Origin of the sequence: Nordella sp. HKS 07, from assembly GCF_011046735.1 — a bacterium.
Taxonomy (GTDB): domain Bacteria; phylum Pseudomonadota; class Alphaproteobacteria; order Rhizobiales; family Aestuariivirgaceae; genus Taklimakanibacter.
Genome location: NZ_CP049258.1, coordinates 2575435 through 2595040, shown reverse-complemented (window position 1 = coordinate 2595040; position 19606 = coordinate 2575435). Strand labels below are relative to the sequence as shown.

Sequence of the window (19606 nt, the reverse complement as noted above, 5' to 3'; positions counted from 1 at the left end):
CTGTTATATTCTCTCCGGCCGGATGATGGAGGCGTAGCTCGCCACGATATGAGACGCCTGACCGGCGCCTACCGGATAGTCGAGCCGCTTCATCGGAATGCCGTAGAGCTCGGTGAGCTTCGTCTCCGTGCACATGTCGGTCACGGCGCCCTCCTCGGCCACGCCGGCGCCATGCAGGAGAATGGCCCGGTCGGCGATCTCCAGCGCATGGGTCGGCTCATGCGTCGTCATCACCACGGTCAGTCCGCGCTCGGCGGCGAGGCGGCGTAGCGTCGCCAGCACGGCCGCCTGGTTGTGGAAATCGAGCGCCGATGCGGGCTCGTCGAGGAGCAGGATGTCGGCCTCGGAAGCGAGTGCCCGGGCGATGAGCACCAGCTGGCGTTCGCCGCCGGACAGGCTGGTGACGGAGCGGCGCGCCAGAGCGGTGAGCCCCAGCCGGTCGAGTGCTTCCTCGGCGCAGGCGCGATCGCGGGCACCGGGGCTCGAGAACAGACCGACATGACGGGCACGGCCCATCATCACGATATCGAAGACCGAATAAGAAAAGATCGGCGCGAAATGCTGCGGCACATAACCGATGACGCCGGCGCAGTCGATCTCACCTTGGCTCGGCGCCAGGAGGCCGGCCAGGCATTTGAGCAACGTGGTCTTGCCGGCGCCGTTCCGCCCCAGCATCACCAGCGTCTGCCCTGGCGCCAGGGAGAAGGACAGGTGGGCGAAGAGCCATGGCGATGCCGGAGCATGGCGATAACCGAGGGCGCGCGCCGTGATCATCGTTGCCAGTCCTCCGTCTGGGCGCGGTGCAGCAGCACCATGAAGACCGTGGCGCCCACCACCGCCGTCAGCACACCGAGCGGGATCTCGGCGGCGATCAGCGAGCGCGACATCAGGTCGACCAGCAGCATGTAGCTGGCGCCGAGCAGTGCGGAAGCCGGTAACAGCAGGCGGTGATCGGGCCCGACCAAGGCGCGCGCGAAATGCGGGATCACGAGGCCGACCCAGCCGATGATGCCGGAATTGGCGACGCTCGCGGCGGTGATGCCGGTCACGCAGCATAAAGCGAGCCAGCGCGTCGGCTCGACACGGAGTCCCAGCGCACGCGCCTCCTCGTCGCCCAGCGAAAGAATGTTGATGCGAAAGCGCATCAGCAGCAGCGGCACGGCGAAGACGACGATGACGGGCAGCATGTAGAAAGCGCGCTCGGGCGTGGCTGAGGCGAAGGAGCCCATCAGCCAGAAGACGATTGCCGGAAGCGTGTCGTTGGGGTCGGCGAAATAAGTGGCGAGCGACACGAGGGCCGAGAACAGCGCCGAGACGACGACACCCGACAGCACCAGCATCAGCAAAGACGAGCGGCCCGCCTTGCGGCTCATGATCACGACGAGCAGCAACGCGCCGAGACCGGCGGCAAAGGCCATGCCCCAGAGCGCCACGGCGCCGAGCCCCAGAAGGATCGCCGCGGCGCCGCCGAAGGCCGCGCCGGAGGAAACGCCGATCACATGCGGATCGACCAGCGGGTTGCGGAACACGCCCTGCAGCACAGCACCCGACAGCGCCAGCCCGGCGCCGACGAAGGCGCCGATGAGCAAGCGCGGCACGCGCACCAATTCGACCACGCGCCAGACCGATTCCGGCACGCCGGCACGGCCAGGCCCGATGCCTAGCCAGCCGCCGGCGATGAGCTGCAGATCCTGCAACGAGACGGCATAGCGGCCGAGCGACAGCGACGCGACGGCCGACAGGCAGAGCAGGATGGCGAGGCCGATCATAGCCGCGCCGGCGGTCTTATCTTCCCGGTTCGCGGTCACGCCTTGGGCTCGTCGGAAAAGACCAGCGCGTTCAGGATGTCGTGCAGCAGATTCGGCTGAAAGCGCGGATCGGAGCAGAACTGCTCGATATGGTCGCCATTATGCAGGAACAGCTTGCCGCCGCCCGGCATGCGCCACCCCCAGTCGACCGGGCCTTCATGGAAGGTGCCGTCGGGCGCCGGCCCGCCGATCAGGCACAGATGCTGCGCGCCCTCGGGCGGATCGCTGTAGCCGCGCGCATACTGGCCCAATATGCCCTCGTGACGATGGAAGGTTTCGAAATCCATGCGGCCGAAATAGGCCCCGGGCTGTGCCGGACGGATCATCCAGTTGGTGAAGGGCTTGGGTGACACCGCCTTGAACGGCGACAGGCAGGGCAGCCAGGGCAGAATGATATGGCCGTTGACGAGCAGATGTCCACCAGAGCTCAGATAGTCGAGCAGTTTCGACTCGATGGATTTGAGGAATATCTGATCATGCATTCCCGAAAGGAACAGCACATCGACATCCTGCAATTCACGCCCTTCGAGATCATAGGTATCGGCCACGCTGAAGCGCCAGTCCTGCGGCACCAGTCCGCCGATGCGATCCTTGTTGTAGCTGCGGGTCGAGCGGATATAGAGCAGATGCGGACTGGCACCGCCGCGCAGCGTGACGTCAGCCTTCATCACGACCACACAGTTCCGCTTTGAGCCAGGGATAGAAGCCGTTGAGAAAACGCGTGGTGGCGGGCATGAAGCGGCGACCGTGATGCGTGTGGGGGTCGATCGTCGCGGCGATCAGCCGGCCGTCGCCGACGCGCTGGTCATACATCAGGCAGCCTTCGTCATTGTCGAGATTGAGGATGGGCTCGGCATCGGCGGGAAGCCGGAAGGCGCCGAAGAAATGCCAGCACATATCCGCCAGAGGGATGGCTTTCGCCATCGGATGCCGGGGCTCGGGCTGATAGGCCTCCATGCGCCCGCCCGGCTTCATCCACCATTTCCAGTTCTCGGTCTCGCGCTCGAACCACTGGACCTCGACCACGTCGAGCCATTCATCCATCCGGTTCGGCTCGAAGACGATGAGGAAGCCGCCATGTGCGAGATAATCGCTGATCTGGCGGGCATGGCGGCGCAGCAGATCCTGATTGGAGAAATCCGGAATGACGATCGCCCTGTAGTGGCCAAGATCGACACGGTCGAGATGGCGTAGATAGAGTTGCGCATCGAGATAGCGCTGGTAGTCGGCATAACATTGCAGCTGTGCGCCGTCGCCCGATGTGACGAAGCCGATATCCTTCATGGTTTTCACCGGATTGCGCCGAATGTTTCGGCATAACCGGCGCTCTTGCCGTTCCAGTCCATCTGCAAAAGCTGGTCGATCTGCGCCGCGCTGAGCTCCTTGCCGTAGAGCAGCTTGAAGCCATCCGACACGGTAGCGCGCATTTCGGCGGAGAAGAGGTCCGGATAGGCGATCTCGGCGAACCATTGATAGGCGATCTCGCCGCCCGCCGCCGTCGCCGGATCGATCGCTGGCGTCTTGTAGACCCTGCCCTGCTTGACCGCATCGAGACCGGCGAGTACCGGATGTGCGAAGATGTCCTCAGGCTTGATGCTGTCGTTGTAATAGTTGACGAAGACGATGTCGGGCTTCCAGTCGAGCAGCGATTCCGCGCCGACCTTGACGGAGCCTTCGGTGAAGCCGGCCTCGGTCGCGGCGTTGATGAGGCCCGATGCCGTGAAATAGGCTTCCTCGCGGCCGAAGACGACGAATTCGTTGCCGTTCATGCTGTCGATGAAGACGATGCGCGGCTTGGGCCGGCCGGCGGCCTTGAGCGTGGCGGCGATGTCGGCGACGGTCTTGTCTTCCCAGTCGAGAAAGGCCCGGGCTCGCTCCTCCTTGCCGAGGATCTGGCCCAGCATGGCGATATAGCCGCGCCGCGTCTCGCGCGATTCGGTGCTCACCGTCGCCACCTTGATGCCGGCATTCTCCATCGGCGCCACGCGCTCGTCGCCCTTGGCCTGCCATTGCAGCACCACATCGGGCTCAGCCTTCAGGATCTCCTCGACATTGGGAATGAAATTCGGCGCGACGAGATCGGTGCGGATATTGGCGATCTCGGGAAACAGCTGACCAATGACGCCCTTCATCAGCGCCACCTGGGCGCGCGGATTGATGGCGAGCAGACGCTCCGTGCCGCCGTCGAGGGCGATCAGCGCCTCCGGGATCGGCAAGGGGAAGATGGCGACTTTGCCGACAGGCCGCTCGAGGGCGATCTCGTGGCCACGCGAATCCTTGACGGTAATGCGGTCGGCGGCCGCCGTGCCGGCCAAAGCGGTCACACCGGCCAGGCCCAGCGCCAATGAAAGTGCCCGAAATCTCATGATCCTGATCCCCAAGATTGAAACTGGGGACTGCGCCTATAATTCCCGAGTAAATTAGTCAAGTTCATTTTGAGGGCGGCGGCACTGACTTGGGGCGAGACTCGATCGCTGCTAGGTTCCCGGCAGCGCACCACCAGGCCAGCTCCCTCATGCCGACATGTCTCTATTTCGCCTATGGTTCCAACATGATGACCGCACGGCTCAAGGCGCGCTGCCCGAGCGCCATTCCGGTGGGCGTCGCCTTCGCGGAAGATCACCGGCTGACCTTCTGGAAGAAGGGGCGGGACGGATCGGGCAAGGGCCATCTGGCGTCCTCTCCCGGGATGTCGCAGCCGGGCGTCCTGTTCACCCTCGCCGTGGATGATCTCATCGCGCTCGACGAATTCGAGGGCGTCGGCAATGGCTATCGCCGCGCCGACGATTTCATCGTCCGGCGCAGGGACACCAACGAGATCATGCGCGCCAAGACCTATCTCGCCACCGCGCTCGACCCGGCGCTCGAGCCCTATGACTGGTATCTGGCCCTGGTCTTAGCCGGTGCCCGCGAGCATGGCTTCGACGCCGGGATTGTACGGCAGCTCGCCGGCACGGCCTGCCGGCAAGATCCGGAGCCTGCCCGCGCGACGCGGCACGAGGCGATCGGCCTGTTCACGGCCGCGGGTACGACCATCACCTCCGTGCTGGCTCCCGCGAGTTAGTCTATATGCCCATCTTTTCGATCCGCATGGCGACGAGACGCTGCAGCCGCCAGAGATTGCGATCGTGGATGCCTTTCGCCTCGAGATGGGAGACCGTGTTGAGGAGATACTCGGCGCCGGTGCCCCAATGGCCGCAGGCATGCGCGAGCACATCCGCAACCGTTTCGAGCGGCAGACGTCCGGCATAGAACGGCGAGGCGCGGTTCATGACAAAGGTCAGCGCCGGGACGGGGCCCGCCGCCGTGTCGACCGTGATCCAGCGCGGCGTGTTGTTGATCGGCTTGTGGGTGAACTCGCGACGAAACAGACGGTGGAGCTGGCCCTCGATATCGACGGAAGGCAGATCATAGAGGATACCGGAACAGCGCCCGCCACGATCGAGCGCCATCATGAGCCCGGGCGCCTCCGGCGTGCCGCGGGAACGCAGCAGGCGCAGGCAGAAGGCGCGGTGTCGCCCGCGCGCGACCGCGGGCATTTCACCGATATGGTCGAATTCGGGTTTCCATATCAAGGATCCGAAGGCAAAGAGCCGCACGGGCGCGGCAGGTTCAGGCCGCGTACGAAGAATGAGATCGACCCAATGCGCATAGTCGGCGTCGCTGTGGAGCTCCATTCCATGCGGCACGCCGCCGTCCGGCACGGCGCGATGGATGCGCGCAATATGCTCGGGCGTCAGAGACATCGTTTTCATGTTGTGCGTCACGATTCGGGCCTTGCGGTCAGTCGGTTAGCCTCGCTCAGCGCCCATGAGCCATAATAGACCAGAGCGTCGCGCGCCGCGGGCGGTAATGTCCCGGCGTCGATCCGACCGTTGACTTCCAGGACCTTCTTGTAGCTTTCGAGCATCTTGAGGAGATATTGCTTCCTCTCCTTTTCCTGCGCCTGTCCCTTCACGCTGTGTATCCGGGCATGGGTCCTTTTGGCGCGCCGGATAAGAGCGCGGGGCGCCTGGGTAGGATCGGGATTCACCAACTCTCCAATCCGGCCATCGTCGCATTCTCGTTCATTACAGTCTCCGGCTTGCGGGAGCGTTCCGCCATCTCGCGCTCCTCATCGGTGAGGAGCTGCGCTTCCATGTAGGCGCCAAGATGCCGCCCGCGGCGGACGATACGCTTACCATAGGCCGACCGCTGCGCGCCATACGCCGCAAGCGCCGAGTCGATATCGACCCCAAACGCCAGAATGTCGGCAAGCGCCCTGGCATCGCCCGCCGCCTTGGTCACTCCCATGGCAGGATGCGGCCGTGCAACAAACGCCGCGTCTCCGACGAATGCGACACGCCCTACCACCATGTCGGTAGTTTCAAGATCAACGATTGGCTGCAGCAATGGCTGGCGGGCATTGCGCACCACCTCGGCAAATACCGGCGCCAGCAATCGTGCCGCGTCGGCGCGCATTTCGTCAAGAATGCCGGGATGCAAGCGATCCGGCGGGATGGCGCCCGAATACTGGCGACCGTCCGAGCCCTTGAGCAGACGTGGCAGATCGCGACCAGAATCGGCGGGCCGGTACCATACCCAATTGTAGCGGCGGCCGGCGCGACCATCGAAGCCGGGGCCGCCGTCGACCGGATAACCAAGCATTTGCTCACCGGCGGGCAGGCAAAATCCGAACTTATCAAGGAGCCGTTCGCGGGCTTGATGTGACAGGTTGACTTCGTCGACGAGGCCGCGCCATGCGACATACCCGGCATAGCGCGGCTCGATCTTGGGAAGCAGTTGCCGCCGAACCGTCGAATGAATGCCATCAGCGGCAACAAGGAGATCGGCAACGACCTCGTTCCCGTTGGCAAAACGCGCTACCACTTGCTGATCACGTTGCTCGACGGCGGCAAGCGCGCTGCCATGACGGTAAAGCTCATCGGCAGAGGTCCGCAGCCGCTGCCAGATCCGATCCCAGGACATCATCACTTGCGGGCGCTCGGCCTCGCAAACCACGTCTCCGCTCCGCGCGATGACAACGCGGCCGCTGACAGCGACGCCGATTGCTTCGCTCCGCCCCGCCGCCATCGCGAGCGCATCGTGAAGTTCGTTGTGGGTCGCGATGCCGGCGCCGCGCGAGCCGAGCCGCTCACTGGCGCGTTCATGAATCGACACATCCCAACCGATTTGGCGCAGAAACAGGCCGGCGAACAAGCCGCCGATCGATCCACCAACGACCACGGCGCGTTTTGGTGTGCGCTCAGCGACAGCTGATCCCGCCAAGTTGCGCTCCAGTACCGTTCCAACAGCTTGTCACCGGTTCTGCGACGTCGTTGTGAAGCTTTGTTGATCTGGTGGAAAAATGGGATGCAGCAGGGACAGGCCCGGAACGAAAGAATATTCCAGTTTAGCTGGGCATCGTCAAGAAACCTCACCCCGCCTTTGTCGTAACAGCAGCGTCTCCACGCGCGGAAACTTCACCCGAAAAAGCGCTGTGCTGTTCCTTGCCAGAACAGGCAATCCTCGCTCAGGCCCTCACAAGGCAAGGACCTCGGGGTTGCCATCATGTCCTCGTAGCCGAGTCCGATAGTACTCCAGCATGCAGAAGGGGCCGGACCCTCTCGGCTTTCCGACCCCTTCCCGCTTAGCGGCAAACTTCATCTGCGGCCGTGGTAGCCGTCTTGCACGACGGACCTCATTTGTCCGGCCGAGAGAAACGCCGCTCGCGTGACTTCGCCCTCTATCGGGCGAGAAACGCATGCTGTTGTTGCTGCTTTTTTTGACTAGAATGGTGAAGCTGAATGTCAGACGCGAGAGGTCAATCCCTTATTCGCGGCAATTTACTGTGCTGGTTGCCTCCGGCGAGGGATCCCCGCGCTGGCGCGGTGACAAGCCCAATCGCACCTTCACCGCCCGGACCATGGTTCGCTGTTCAGTCAATTGCCACGCGGTCCATTGCCCTTGATGAGCGGAAATGATGGAAATGCCGGGCTGACTATCAGATCTCCCCGTGGGAAATGCTTATGATCGCCCGCCAATCTCTTGCGATTTAACGCCAGTTGGGTTTCAACTGCGCTCGAGGTTGTTGTTCAGCCCGCCCGACTCGTGCGGAAAGAGGCCTCTCGATGGCAGCAGATACCGGTATTTCGGTCAGGCCATTGTGGACACGCTGCGTAGCCCAGGAGCTCAAGAGCGGGGGCGCGAACGCTGATGCTGCCCTTGCCGAAGCCGGCCTCGAATGGCGGCAACTCGACAGGACCGACGGCTGGATCCCGTTTGTGCGACATGCTGAACTTCTCGAAATTGCTTCCCGCGAACTCAAGAACGACCATTATGGGCTGACGCTGGCGCAGCGGGTCGATGTGCGGGATGGAGACATACTGGCCTATTTGGGTGTGGCCTCCGACACGATTGAGACGGCCCTGCGGAATATGGCTCGCTACTCCAGGATTGTCTCGGAGGCGTTCCAGGCCGATCTGGAGTTGGAAGGCGGCTCAGGCATGCTCAAATTCGCTCCTCAGCAGCCATCGTTCACAGAATATCGTCAGGCTGCTGAATTCAGGCTCGGTCTGGTCACAATGGCCTGCCGGCATTTCACGGGCCAGCGCGTCTTGCCGAATACCGTTCATTTCATTCACGAGCGTCACGGAGGCTTCGAAGAATTCGCCAAATTCTTCGGATGTCCGGTGAAGTTCGGCCAGGAACTTGAGCAGATAGCCTTCAGCAGGAAGGCGCTCACAACCCCCATTATATCGGCTGATCACAGGCTGCTCGCGATACTTCGCAACTATGCAGAGGAGATTCTCCGGAGCAGGCCACAGCCGCGGCCCGATTTCACTGACCAGCTCGAACGGAGATTGACCGAACTCCTTGCCAATGGTGAAGCGCGAGTCAAGGTCGTTGCGGAGGAATTTGGCATGAGCGAGCGCACCCTGGTCCGCCGACTTGCCCAGCAAAACACCTCCTTCGCGGACATCGTCGACCGTCTACGCCATGATCTGGCCCGCAAATATCTAGGCGACGAGAATCTCAGCCTCACGCAAATAGCGTTTCTCCTGGGGTATTCGAGCCAAAGCGCCTTCAGCGCCGCCTGCCGGCGCTGGACGGGAAAGACACCACGCGAGCTCAGAACCGCATAGGCGCCGCGTGGCCGCGTTACGTCCTAGAGGGGGGATTCCATATGGGAGATTCGCTTCCGCTCTTTTTCACCGCTCTTCCGCGACAAGCCTTTTGGCATGCCAGGCGATGTGATCGGCCATGAAGGTGGATATGAAGAAATACGAATGGTCGTAGCCTTCCTGCATCCTGAGCGTCAAAGGAAGGCCGGCTTTTCTGCAGGCATCCTGCAGAAGCTGAGGCCTCAGCCCATCAGCCAGGAACTGATCCGCCGTACCCTGATCCACAAGCAGTTCCGGCAATCGGGCGCCGTCCTCGATAAGCGTCACAGCATCATACTGGCGCCAGCGCGCCTCATCGTCACCCAGATAGGCCTGGAATGCCGGGCGTGACCAGTCAGCCGTGATCGGATGCACGATCGGAGCGAAAGCAGAGCAGCTTCGGTAACGACCCGGATTGCGCAGGGCCCCGACAATCGCACCGTGCCCGCCCATCGAATGACCAAATATGGACTGCCGGGACATGTCCGCCGGAAAATGGGCTTCGATCACGCCCGGGAGCTCGTCGCGGATATAGCTATACATCTTGAAATGGGTCGACCACGGGGCCTCGGTCGCATCGACGTAAAAGCCGGCGCCCCCGCCAAGCTTCCAGTTATCCGCGTTATCGGGCACGCCGTCACCGCGGGGACTGGTGTCGGGGCATACAATGATCACGCGATGCTCCGCGGCCGCCCTTCGATATTCGCCCTTCTCCATCACATTGGCATGCGTGCATGTCAGCCCCGAGAGATACCAGAGCAAGGGCAGTTTTTCGCCGGCCGCATGTTCGGGGACGAACACTGCAAAAGTCATCGGGCAATGGCAGAGGTCGCTCTGATGCGTATAGACACCCTGAATTCCGCCGTGGCTTCTTGTGGTCGAACGCGTCTCGATAGTCATGAATTCCTCGTTGCTGATGCTTACACTTGCTGAGCACTGCCCGCGTTTACGCTGTGCTCACTCCCAAACTGCTGGGCAATCGAACGCAAGTGCGTAGTAACCTGATCGCCACCAACTGGTAACATTGTCGTCGTTTCGCGGCAATCGAACCATTGATACTGTCGAAGATATCGCAGTCAAATTCGAAGACGCGCAGCGCCGCGTCGACCGATCTCCCGCTGTCCGGCGTTTTCCGGTCTTTACATGCGAGTGAGGGAATCCTATTCTCCCCGCACGGCAGAAGTTCTGTCGACAGCGTTCTCCGCATCGAGCTGTCGAAACGTAAATGACGATTCGAAGCCCTCCACTTGGACTTTTTTGATGGAAAGCAGGCGGGAGAGCATCCATGAAAACTCGTGCAGCCGTTGCGTTTGAGAAAGCCAAGCCGCTCGAAGTGATCGAGGTCGATCTCGAAGGCCCCAAGGCCGGCGAGGTGCTTGTCGAGATCAAGGCGACAGGCATCTGCCACACCGATGAGTTCACCCTCTCCGGGGCTGATCCGGAAGGACTCTTTCCGACGATCCTGGGTCATGAGGGAGCAGGCGTCATCGTCGAGGTCGGCAAAGGCGTAACGTCGCTCAAACCCGGCAATCACGTCATTCCGCTTTACACGCCCGAATGTCGCGAATGCGAATATTGCCTCAATCCGAAGACCAATCTCTGCCAGAAAATCAGGGCAACGCAAGGCAAAGGGCTCATGCCGGACGGGACAAGCCGGTTCTCCTACAAGGGCAAGATGATCCATCACTATATGGGGTGCTCGACCTTCTCCAACTATACGGTTCTGCCGGAGATCGCGGTTGCAAAGATCCGCGATGACGCGCCCTTCGACAAGGTCTGTTATGTCGGCTGCGGCGTCACGACGGGTATTGGCGCCGTCATCAACACCGCGAAAGTGGAGCCGGGATCGAACTGCATCGTATTCGGTCTGGGCGGCATCGGCCTCAATGTCATTCAGGGATTGCAGCTCGTGGGCGCCAATATGATCGTCGGCGTCGATCTCAATGACGAGAAGGCAGACTGGGGCCGCAAGTTCGGCATGACGCATTTCGTAAACCCGTCGAAGGTTGCGGGCGATCTCGTCGCGCATCTCGTCGAGTTGACCGGCGGCGGCGCAGACTACACGTTCGAATGCATCGGCAACACGAAGGTGATGCGCATCGCGCTCGAGGCCTGCCACAAGGGCTGGGGAGAATCGATCATCATCGGTGTTGCGGGTGCTGGACAGGAGATCGCGACGCGCCCGTTCCAGCTTGTAACGGGACGCGTATGGCGCGGCACCGCCTTTGGTGGCGCCAGAGGGCGAACCGATGTTCCGAAAGTCGTCGACTGGTACATGAATGGGCGTATTCAGATCGACCCCATGATCACCCACACGCTGAAGCTCGAGGACATCAACCGGGGTTTCGACCTCATGCACAAGGGAGAATCGATCCGCAGTGTTGTGGTTTATTGAGAGGGCGGCAGCAAGACCATCATAGGGAGGAGCCACCATGGCGATAGCGATTCATCCGGCAGTGGACAATGGGATCAAGCCCGCGGCGAAGGATTTTGCGGGCGGCACACTTCAGTGCAAATGCTCGTCGAATCCGGTTACGGTCAGCGTTGGCGCGCAGACCGCCCATAACCATGCCTGCGGCTGCACGAAGTGCTGGAAGCCGGCAGGCGCGGTCTTCTCGGTCGTCGCGGTCGTGCCGCGCGACAAGCTCAAAGTGACGAGCAACGAGAACAAGCTCAAAGTCGTCGACCCCAATGCGACCATTCAGAGATACGCGTGCCAGGGCTGCGGCGTCCACATGTATGGCCGCATCGAGAACACGAAGCATCCCTTGTACGGATTGGACTTCGTCCATACCGAACTGTCCAAGGAGAGCGGCTGGTCGCCGCCGGAATTCGCGGCCTTCGTTTCGTCGGTCATCGAGTCGGGCACGAAGCCCAGCGAGATGGCGGGAATCAGGGCGAGGCTTAAGGAAATCGGCCTCGAACCTTACGACTGCCTTTCGCCGCCGATCATGGACGCGATTGCAACGCACATTGCCAAACAGACGGGTGTACTCAAGGAGTGATCCGGCTTTCCTTGCGCGCAGCTTCCGGCGCGGCTGCCGTGTCGGTTGCGCGCGTGCCGCAACGGAAGGCGTTTCACCGATTGGTGTTGCTGCATTGCGAGATTATCCCACCTAAGTCGAATATGATTTTTCTTGTGAAAGCGCATGGGCGGGAATACCATTCCCGCCGTCAACTGCGACAGTGTCAGCACCAGAGATCGCTGACCTCATGACCGAAGAATGGGAGAGCGCACGCAAGAAGCGCCTTCCTGGTAGGGCGTAGTCGATACGCTTCAACTCGACGGCATCTTTTATTGGACGGGCTCAGTTCGGTTTTCAAAGCCGAGCGGTGTCACTGTTTGTCCACCGACTGCATTCAAGGGACGGCTTTTGGCGAGGCGCTGTTTGGCATTTTTTGCCACGCGGCGAGGCGGATTTGTCCGCGACTGCATCCAAAGGGAGGAACCTTGATGCGTAACTTGCTCCTGTCAGCAACAGTGTGCCTGGGCGCCATGACCGCATTCATGTCGGGAGGGGCCATGGCCAATGACGAACTTATCAAGATGTCGCAGAACCCGAAGGACTGGGTCATGCAGACGGGGGATTATTGGAATCAACGCTATTCAAAACTTAATCAAATTAACGCCGATAATGTCGGCAAGCTGCAGGTGGCCTGGACATTCTCAACCGGCGTCCTGCGCGGTCACGAAGGTGGTCCGCTGGTGATCGGCGATACGATGTATGTCCATGCGCCGTATCCGAACACTGTCTATGCTCTGGATCTCTCCAAGGATGGCGCGATCAAATGGGCCTATGAGCCGAAGCAGGATCCCACGGTGATCGGCGTCATGTGCTGCGACACGGTCAACCGTGGCGTGGCCTATGCCGATGGCAAGATCTTCCTCTATCAGGCCGATACGACGCTGGTGGCGCTCGACGCCAATACCGGCAAGGAAGTGTGGAAGGTCAAGAATGGCGATCCCGCCAAGGCCGAAACCGGGACCAGCGCGCCGGTTGTGATCAAGGACAAGGTGCTGGTTGGAATCTCGGGCGCCGAATATGGCGTGCACGGATCAATGTCCGCCTACAATATCAAGGACGGAAAGCTCGTCTGGCGCGGCTATTCCACCGGCCCGGATTCGGAAACGCTCATGGATCCCGAGAAGACGACACATCTCGGCAAGCCGGTCGGTAAGGATTCCGGAACAAATACGTGGGAAGGCGATCAGTGGAAGATCGGCGGAGGTACGACCTGGGGCTGGTATTCCTACGACAAGGACCTGAACCTGGTCTATTATGGAACCGGCAATCCATCGACCTGGAATCCAAACCAGCGTCCCGGCGACAATCGCTGGTCGATGACGATCTTCGCCCGCGATGTCGATACCGGAATGACGAAGTGGGTGTACCAGATGACGCCGCATGACGAATGGGACTATGACGGCGTCAACGAGATGATTCTCGCCGACCTCGATATCGGCGGGAAGCCGCGCAAAGCGCTCGTCCATTTCGACCGCAATGGTCTCGGATATACGCTGGACCGCGAGACGGGCGAGCTGTTGGTGGCGCAGAAGTACGATCCGACCGTCAATTGGACGACTGGCGTCGACATGGATCCGAACAGCAAGAACTACGGGCGTCCTGCAGTGGTGGACAAGTATTCGACCGACCACAACGGTGAGGACACGAATACCACCGGAATCTGCCCGGCGGCTCTCGGTACCAAGGACCAGCAGCCAGCGGCATTTTCACCCGACACCGGGCTTTTCTACGTGCCGACCAATCATGTCTGCATGGACTATGAGCCCTACAAGGTGGCCTACACCGCAGGCCAAGCCTATGTCGGGGCTACGGTCGCCATGTATCCGACACCCGGAAGCCATGGCGGCATGGGCAATTTCATTGCCTGGGATGCCAAGGAGGGAAAGATCGTCTGGTCGATCCCGGAACAGTTCTCAGTCTGGTCCGGCGCGCTGGCGACTTCGGGCGGCATCGTGTTCTACGGCACGCTCGAAGGCTATCTCAAGGCGGTGGATGCCAAGACGGGGAAGGAACTCTACAAGTTCAAGACTCCGTCAGGCATCATCGGCAATGTCACGACCTATGAGAATAACGGCAAGCAATATGTTGCCGTGCTGTCCGGGGTCGGCGGCTGGGCAGGAATCGGTCTCGCAGCCGGTCTCCTGAATGCCGAAAACGCCGGAGCGTGGCATAAGGCCGTAGATCAAGGCAATATTCCGGAAGACGCAGAGAAGATGGTCGGCACTGCCGGCCTTGGCGCGGTCGGCGGCTATGCGGGCCTTGCCAAATACACCTCTCTCGGCGGCTCGCTGACGGTCTTCGCGCTGCCATAGGCCTCTCTGGCAGACTGAACCAACCAGGGCCCGGTGCGTTCTCAAAAATGTGCCGGGCCTTTCTTTCCGTCACGGATCGGCTGTTTGAAGAGGTTCTCATGTCGCGAAGAGCGTTGGTTGCCGGCTTTCTCGTTCTTTCCACCAGCATCGCATTTTCCGCTCCACCCGGAGACCCCAAATCGGTCAGCAACGAGGATGGAAAGTATGTGGATGCGAATGGTGATCCAACTTACAATGTCGCGTCAGACGGCACGGTCGACTGGTACACGTTCTCGGGCTACCGCCGTTATCACGCCGATTGCCATGTCTGCCACGGGCCTGACGGCTTGGGCTCGAGCTACGGGCCAGCCCTTGTCGAATCGGTCAAGCGGATCGGCTACCCGGAGTTCCTCGAAGTTGTGGCAAGCGGCCGCAAAGACGTAAATACGGCGAAACAGAACGTGATGCCGGCTTTCGGCACCAACAAGAACGTCATGTGCTATCTCGACGATATCTACATCTATCTGAGAGCGCGCTCGACAGATGCCATCGGCCGCGGTCGCCCGCAGAAAAAGGAGGCAAAGCCCGCCTCCTTCACGGAAGCCGAAACAGCATGCATGGGCTAAATCGGGTCCTGACAGCAATCTTCTTCGTGGCAGCCGGCTTCGGGCCACCGGCCGCCGCACAGCAGGACGGTTTGGGCGCGGCAATCGAGCTGGTTGACCCTAAGATCCTGCGCGTATGTGCCGACCCCAACAACCTGCCGTTCTCGAACGAGAAGGGAGAAGGGTTTGAAAACAGGCTTGCGGAACTGATCGCGCGCAAGCTCGGCAAATCGCTCGCCTATACCTATTTCCCGATGACGATCGGATTCGTCCGCAACACGCTTGGCGCTCATAGATGCGATGTCATCATGGGCTATCCCCAGGGCGATGAGCTCGTGCAGAATACCAATCCCTATTACCGCACGGTCTATACGCTGATCTACAAGCCGGACCATGGGCTCGATGGCGTTAAGACACTGGCTGATCCGCGCCTCAGGGACAAAAAGATCGGCATCATCGCCGGAACGCCTCCCGCGACCAACATGGTGATCAACGGGCTCATGGCGAAGGCCAAGCCCTACCCGCTCCAGATTGATACGCGCTTCACCTCCTCCGCCGCGCAGATGATCTCCGATCTTCATGCGGGTGAAATCGATGCCGGGGCACTATGGGGACCGATGGCAGGGTACTACGCCAAAGTGTCCAAGGAACCGATTGTCGTCGTGCCGCTGCTGCACGAACAGAGGGGGTCGCGCATGGTCTTCCGAATCACCATGGGGGTTCGCGCATCCGACCAGGAGTGGAAGCGCAAGCTCAATGGCCTGATCCGCGACAATCAGAAAGAGATCAACGCCTTGCTCCTGGAATTCGGCGTGCCGCTGCTTGATGAGCACGACCGCCCGGTCACGCAGTAGGCGCTGAGGGGGCGACGGCCTCAATCTCGCTAGAGCGTCGGACGCTCACATGGAATCGGTCCGACGCTCTAACTCTTTGATTTACGCATCGGATTATCCGAAAACCGCTTCGCACTTTTCGGTCCGATGCTGTAGATAGCGCGCCGGCCGCGTAGGAGGCATCACTCTGGGTTTGCAACCGGTTCGTCAAAACATCGCCTACCGTAAGATATATGTACAAATCGATTCAAATCCATAAAATTGCCCATGCTTCGCCCTTGGGCGAGAGGTGGCGGCATGCTCGATGCTCTTATCCTGGTCTGTACAATCCTCGTCACGCCAAATCTCGGCGACTGCAATGAAACGAATGCGCGGGTGGTGATGCGGGCGCCGGAAGAATTCGCAAACCCGGTGACTTGCGCCTTGCATGGGCAAGCCTTGGTCGCCGAGACAGCGATCGGACGGACTCTTGGCGAAAGCGATCGTGTCAAAATAATCTGCAGGCCGCACCGATCATCACTGATACCGGCGCGTAGTGGCGAGCTGCATGGCTGAGATTGGCGACGAACCTTTGGCGGCGACATAAATCGACTTTGGAGAACGCGACAATATCCTTGCGCCGGAGCTGAAAGCCTCCGGCGCTATTGAAGCGCGGCCTGGATCGTGCGGGCGAGAATATACAGCCGCTGCTCGATCAGGGCCGGCACTTCGCAGACGAAGCGCAGCGATCGTTTCCGTTCGTCGAAGACGCGCAAGCTCCATGTGAGTTGATCGTTCATCTGGGCGACCTTGGCGGGATCGGCAGCGGCGTCCTTGCGCATGGAATCCAGCTTTGCGGTTTCGTCGCGCAGCGTCTCCGCAAGCTGCTTCTGCTTTCGCCCATAGCGTTCGATCCCTGCGATGACAGCCGAGCGCTCGTCATTGATGGTCTCGAAGAGGCCCGCGAGCAGTACCAGGAGCTTCTCTCGCCTGGCATCTCGTGAAGATGCGGCAAACTCGGCAATGGCCCCGCGGGCTTCATCCTCGCTGGTCCGGCGGGCGGCCAGGCGTCCGACGAGTGTTGCGATATCGGGGTCGGAGCGCCATATACCTGCCGTCGTGTCGAGCGGTGGCCCTGTCCAGACAGAAACGAGCGAGAGTTCGGGCACCTTGGGCTGGACACAGGGCCAATCCTGCGAGGATGCAGCGCTCACTGTACCTGCCGCCGGCAGAACCATGGCAGCGGCGAAGGCGAAACAAAGCCAGTGAGCGTAGCGCATCATTCCGATCCTCCCTGTGTAAGCGCGCCTCGCCGGGCGATGAAACCGCGTGTGGGATCATAAGCGATGATGGCGCCGATGAGGAAAGCCGCTGTCGTTCCCACCACGATGGCAAGTGCCGGCCAGTTGACCTGGGCATAGAGCGAAAAGCGAATGAGCTCGACGGCATGGGTGAACGGATTCCACTGGCAGATGGTGTAGAGAAGCGGACTCGATTCCCGGACCCTCCACAAAGGATAAAGCGCAGAAGAGGCGAAATACATCGGGAAGATCACGAAGTTCATGATCCCGGCAAAATTCTCGAGCTGCTTGATGAGCGATGACAGGAGAAGACCGATCGAGCCGAACAGGAGGCCGGACAAGACAACTGCCGGCAGCATGGCAAGATAGCCGAAGGGCGGCGGCCTGACCTCCCAGAACCAGGCGATCGCCAGGAACACGTAAACCTGCAGGATGGACACGGCCACGCCGGCAAAAAGCTTGGAGAGAAGGAGGTACCAGCGCGGAAACGGGCTGACGAGCAGGGTACGCATATTGCCCATCTCGCGGTCATAGACCATCGACAAAGACGATTGCATTCCATTGAAGAGCTGGATCATCGCCACCAATCCCGGCGTGATATAGACTTCATAGAGAACATAGGTCTCGTAAGGCGGGATGATCGACACGCCGAGGACCTGACGAAATCCGGCGGCGAAGATGAACAGCCACAGGAGCGGCCGCACCAATGCCGCGATGAAGCGCTCGCGCTGGTGCAGAAACCGCAAGCTCTCGCGCCAGGCGATCCCGGTAAGACAGATCATATATTGCCTGGCTGAGAATCCGGCGCGTGGGGTTGTGGCGGGATAGAGCGCTGTCATGCCGCTACCTCGCTTGCCGTCCGCGGCTGGCCGGCGCCGGTGAGCGCGGCAAATACTGATTTGATGTCCCGTCCCTCATGCGCACTCACGACCTCGACGACGGGACCTTCGGCCAGGACGCGCCCCTGATGGAGAATGACGACACGATCCTCCGGCGCCACCTCCTCGATGAGATGGGTCGCCCACAGGACGCCGATGCCTTCCTCCGCGACGAGACGCCTCACATGGGCGATGATGTCGGCGCGCGAACGAATGTCGAGACCGACCGTCGCCTCATCGAGCAGGAGGAGCTTCGGCCGGTGAAGAAGGGCGCGGGCGATTTCGATGCGACGCATCTGGCCGCCCGAGAGGCTGCGCACCTTGTCCCGGCGCCGGTCGGAAAGATCGAACCATTCGAGCATCTCGCTTGCACGCCTACGCCCTTCGGCGCCTGCGATACCGTGAAGTGCGGCATGATAGGTCAGGTTCTGCATCACCGAGAGGTCGAGGTCGACAGTACGCTGCTGAAAAACCACCCCCAGGCGCCGCAGCGCCTCGCCAGGCGCCTGCGCGACATCGTGACCGAAGACCTCGATCCTGCCCTCGCGCGCATCATAGAGACGGGTGATGAGCGCGAAGAGCGTCGATTTGCCAGCCCCATTCAGCCCGAGCAATACAGTGAAGCCGCCGATCGGGACGTCGAAGGACACACCGTCGAGCGCCCGCCGCGCGCCATAGGCATGGCCGACACCGGCCACCGCGAGCGCCGGCTTGGAGCTGTTTGCGGTCATCGACAAGTCGCGCTTCCTCCTCGCCTGATCATTTTGGTGACACGACTATCCCCCACGGAAGCCCGCCGACGGTGAGCGACTTCACCGCTTCGTCGGTCGCGATGTCGATGAAGGTGATGTCGTTCGATACGCCGTTGGTCGAGATCACCGTCTTCTCGTCGGGCGTAATGGCGAGTTGCCAGACACGCTGGCCGACGAGGATGTACTTCTCGACCTCGTAGGTTTCGCCATTGACCACGGCGACGCGATTGGCGGGGCCGAGCGCAACATAGGCCTTCTTGCCGTCTTTGGTGATGCGCACGCCGACAGGCTGGATCGCTTCGGCCCGCAAGCCTGGGATCTCGAAGGTGATCTTCTTCTTGACCGTACGCGTCTTGTCGTCGACGACGCTGACCGTGCCGCCGATTTCGGCGGAGATCCAGACTTCCGAGCCGTCCGCCTTATACTCGGCGAAGCGCGGGCGGGCATCGACGAGCACGTTGTGCGTGATCTCATGCGAAGACGTGTCGATGAAATGAGCCATATTCGTCGTCTCGGATGTGCTGACCATGGTCTTTCCATCCGGGCTGATTCCCATTCCCTCGGGCTCGACGCCCACCGGCACTTCGGCGACCACCGCCTTGCTGGCCATATCGATCACGGTGACGAGGTTATCGTCCTCATTGGCGACATAGAGCTTGCCGCCGTCGGGACTGAGAACGAACAGCTCGGGATCGGGACCCGACGGCAATGTCGTAACCCGCTCGAACGTCGCAGCGTCAATCATCTCAATCGTATCATCGTCGCTCGTACAGACCAGAATATATCTGCCATCCTTGGTGACGGTAATACCCCGCGGCCGTTGCCCCACCGTTATCGTCTTAACGAGCTCCATCTTCTCCGAGTCCACCACGGAAATGGTGTTGTCTTTCTCGTTTGAGACGTAGACCGTGTACGCGCCTGCCGGTGATGCAGCGGCAAGCGCCATGACCCCAAAGTACATCCACTTGAAATGCATCCGGATCCTCCTGCA

The 19606-nt window shown here is 60.9% G+C and carries 21 protein-coding genes; 8 read left to right on the top strand and 13 right to left on the bottom strand.

The genetic code is table 11. The annotated features are described in order from the left end of the window. Positions 1-3: 3 nt before the first annotated feature. From G5V57_RS12215 to G5V57_RS12195, 5 genes are read right to left on the bottom strand one after another with little or no spacing between them, the layout of a single operon-like run. Entirely contained in the window at positions 4-774 is a 771-nt protein-coding gene (locus G5V57_RS12215) for an ABC transporter ATP-binding protein (protein WP_165167776.1), read from the bottom strand. Further along, complete coding sequence (locus tag G5V57_RS12210; RefSeq protein ID WP_305849388.1) at positions 771-1808, bottom strand: iron ABC transporter permease; 1038 nt, start codon at positions 1806-1808, stop codon at positions 771-773. Before G5V57_RS12210 ends, G5V57_RS12215 begins: the two co-directional genes overlap by 4 nt. Further along, positions 1805-2476 (bottom strand): hypothetical protein, encoded by a 672-nt coding sequence (locus tag G5V57_RS12205; RefSeq protein WP_165167775.1) that lies wholly within the window; start codon positions 2474-2476, stop codon positions 1805-1807. The genes G5V57_RS12210 and G5V57_RS12205 overlap by 4 nt, the downstream gene beginning before the upstream one ends. Next, complete coding sequence (locus tag G5V57_RS12200; protein ID WP_165167774.1) at positions 2466-3092, bottom strand: hypothetical protein; 627 nt, start codon at positions 3090-3092, stop codon at positions 2466-2468. Before G5V57_RS12200 ends, G5V57_RS12205 begins: the two co-directional genes overlap by 11 nt. Positions 3093-3097: 5 nt before the next feature. Next, a complete protein-coding gene (locus G5V57_RS12195) occupies positions 3098-4174 on the bottom strand; it encodes an ABC transporter substrate-binding protein (RefSeq protein WP_165167773.1) in 1077 nt (358 codons plus the stop codon). Positions 4175-4323: 149 nt separating this feature from the next. Between G5V57_RS12195 and G5V57_RS12190 the strand changes: the two genes are divergently transcribed. Further along, complete coding sequence (locus G5V57_RS12190; protein ID WP_165167772.1) at positions 4324-4872, top strand: gamma-glutamylcyclotransferase family protein; 549 nt, start codon at positions 4324-4326, stop codon at positions 4870-4872. A 1-nt stretch (position 4873) separates the two neighbouring features. Here the strand turns inward: G5V57_RS12190 and G5V57_RS12185 are convergent, their stop codons facing one another. The 3 genes from G5V57_RS12185 to G5V57_RS12175 are packed head-to-tail and all read right to left on the bottom strand — an operon-like array spanning position 4874 to position 7076. After that, positions 4874-5563 carry a gamma-glutamylcyclotransferase gene (locus G5V57_RS12185; protein WP_165167771.1) on the bottom strand — a complete coding sequence of 230 codons (690 nt, stop codon included), beginning with the start codon at positions 5561-5563 and terminating at the stop codon, positions 4874-4876. A gap of 8 nt (positions 5564-5571) precedes the next feature. Further along, positions 5572-5841 (bottom strand): hypothetical protein, encoded by a 270-nt coding sequence (locus tag G5V57_RS12180; RefSeq protein ID WP_165167770.1) that lies wholly within the window; start codon positions 5839-5841, stop codon positions 5572-5574. Beyond that, positions 5838-7076 carry an FAD-dependent monooxygenase gene (locus G5V57_RS12175; protein ID WP_165167769.1) on the bottom strand — a complete coding sequence of 413 codons (1239 nt, stop codon included), beginning with the start codon at positions 7074-7076 and terminating at the stop codon, positions 5838-5840. Before G5V57_RS12175 ends, G5V57_RS12180 begins: the two co-directional genes overlap by 4 nt. 842 nt (positions 7077-7918) lie before the next feature. Here G5V57_RS12175 and G5V57_RS12170 point away from each other — a divergent pair. Next, positions 7919-8932, top strand: coding sequence for an AraC family transcriptional regulator (locus G5V57_RS12170; protein ID WP_165167768.1), 1014 nt, complete (start codon positions 7919-7921; stop codon positions 8930-8932). 66 nt (positions 8933-8998) lie between these two features. Here G5V57_RS12170 and fghA read toward each other — a convergent pair whose 3' ends face one another. Then, positions 8999-9844 (bottom strand): S-formylglutathione hydrolase, encoded by an 846-nt coding sequence (gene fghA, locus G5V57_RS12165; RefSeq protein WP_165174054.1) that lies wholly within the window; start codon positions 9842-9844, stop codon positions 8999-9001. A 391-nt stretch (positions 9845-10235) separates the two neighbouring features. On the opposite strand from fghA, the gene G5V57_RS12160 reads away from it, so the two are divergent. From G5V57_RS12160 to G5V57_RS12135, 6 genes are all read left to right on the top strand, one after another. Further along, entirely contained in the window at positions 10236-11345 is a 1110-nt protein-coding gene (locus G5V57_RS12160; RefSeq protein ID WP_165167767.1) for an S-(hydroxymethyl)glutathione dehydrogenase/class III alcohol dehydrogenase, read from the top strand. Between the two features lie 37 nt (positions 11346-11382). Continuing rightward, positions 11383-11955, top strand: a complete 573-nt coding sequence (gene gfa, locus G5V57_RS12155; RefSeq protein WP_165167766.1) for an S-(hydroxymethyl)glutathione synthase — start codon at positions 11383-11385, stop codon at positions 11953-11955. 449 nt (positions 11956-12404) lie between these two features. Further along, positions 12405-14288, top strand: coding sequence for a methanol/ethanol family PQQ-dependent dehydrogenase (locus tag G5V57_RS12150; RefSeq protein ID WP_165167765.1), 1884 nt, complete (start codon positions 12405-12407; stop codon positions 14286-14288). 98 nt (positions 14289-14386) lie between these two features. Further along, on the top strand, positions 14387-14893 hold the full coding sequence (locus G5V57_RS12145) for a c-type cytochrome, methanol metabolism-related (RefSeq protein WP_165167764.1): 507 nt from the start codon (positions 14387-14389) through the stop codon (positions 14891-14893). Beyond that, positions 14881-15726 (top strand): substrate-binding domain-containing protein, encoded by an 846-nt coding sequence (locus G5V57_RS12140; protein ID WP_165167763.1) that lies wholly within the window; start codon positions 14881-14883, stop codon positions 15724-15726. Before G5V57_RS12145 ends, G5V57_RS12140 begins: the two co-directional genes overlap by 13 nt. 276 nt (positions 15727-16002) lie before the next feature. Beyond that, complete coding sequence (locus G5V57_RS12135; RefSeq protein WP_165167762.1) at positions 16003-16260, top strand: hypothetical protein; 258 nt, start codon at positions 16003-16005, stop codon at positions 16258-16260. Between the two features lie 86 nt (positions 16261-16346). Here the strand turns inward: G5V57_RS12135 and G5V57_RS12130 are convergent, their stop codons facing one another. Genes G5V57_RS12130 through G5V57_RS12115 form a run of 4 tightly spaced genes read right to left on the bottom strand, consistent with a single transcriptional unit; the run spans position 16347 to position 19591 of the window. Beyond that, positions 16347-16967 (bottom strand): hypothetical protein, encoded by a 621-nt coding sequence (locus G5V57_RS12130; protein ID WP_246737601.1) that lies wholly within the window; start codon positions 16965-16967, stop codon positions 16347-16349. After that, positions 16964-17824, bottom strand: a complete 861-nt coding sequence (locus G5V57_RS12125) for an ABC transporter permease (protein ID WP_165167761.1) — start codon at positions 17822-17824, stop codon at positions 16964-16966. Before G5V57_RS12125 ends, G5V57_RS12130 begins: the two co-directional genes overlap by 4 nt. Further along, positions 17821-18594, bottom strand: a complete 774-nt coding sequence (locus G5V57_RS12120) for an ABC transporter ATP-binding protein (protein ID WP_165174050.1) — start codon at positions 18592-18594, stop codon at positions 17821-17823. The genes G5V57_RS12125 and G5V57_RS12120 overlap by 4 nt, the downstream gene beginning before the upstream one ends. Before the next feature lie 28 nt (positions 18595-18622). Beyond that, positions 18623-19591, bottom strand: a complete 969-nt coding sequence (locus G5V57_RS12115) for a PQQ-dependent catabolism-associated beta-propeller protein (RefSeq protein ID WP_206530254.1) — start codon at positions 19589-19591, stop codon at positions 18623-18625. Between the last annotated feature and the right edge of the window lie 15 nt (positions 19592-19606).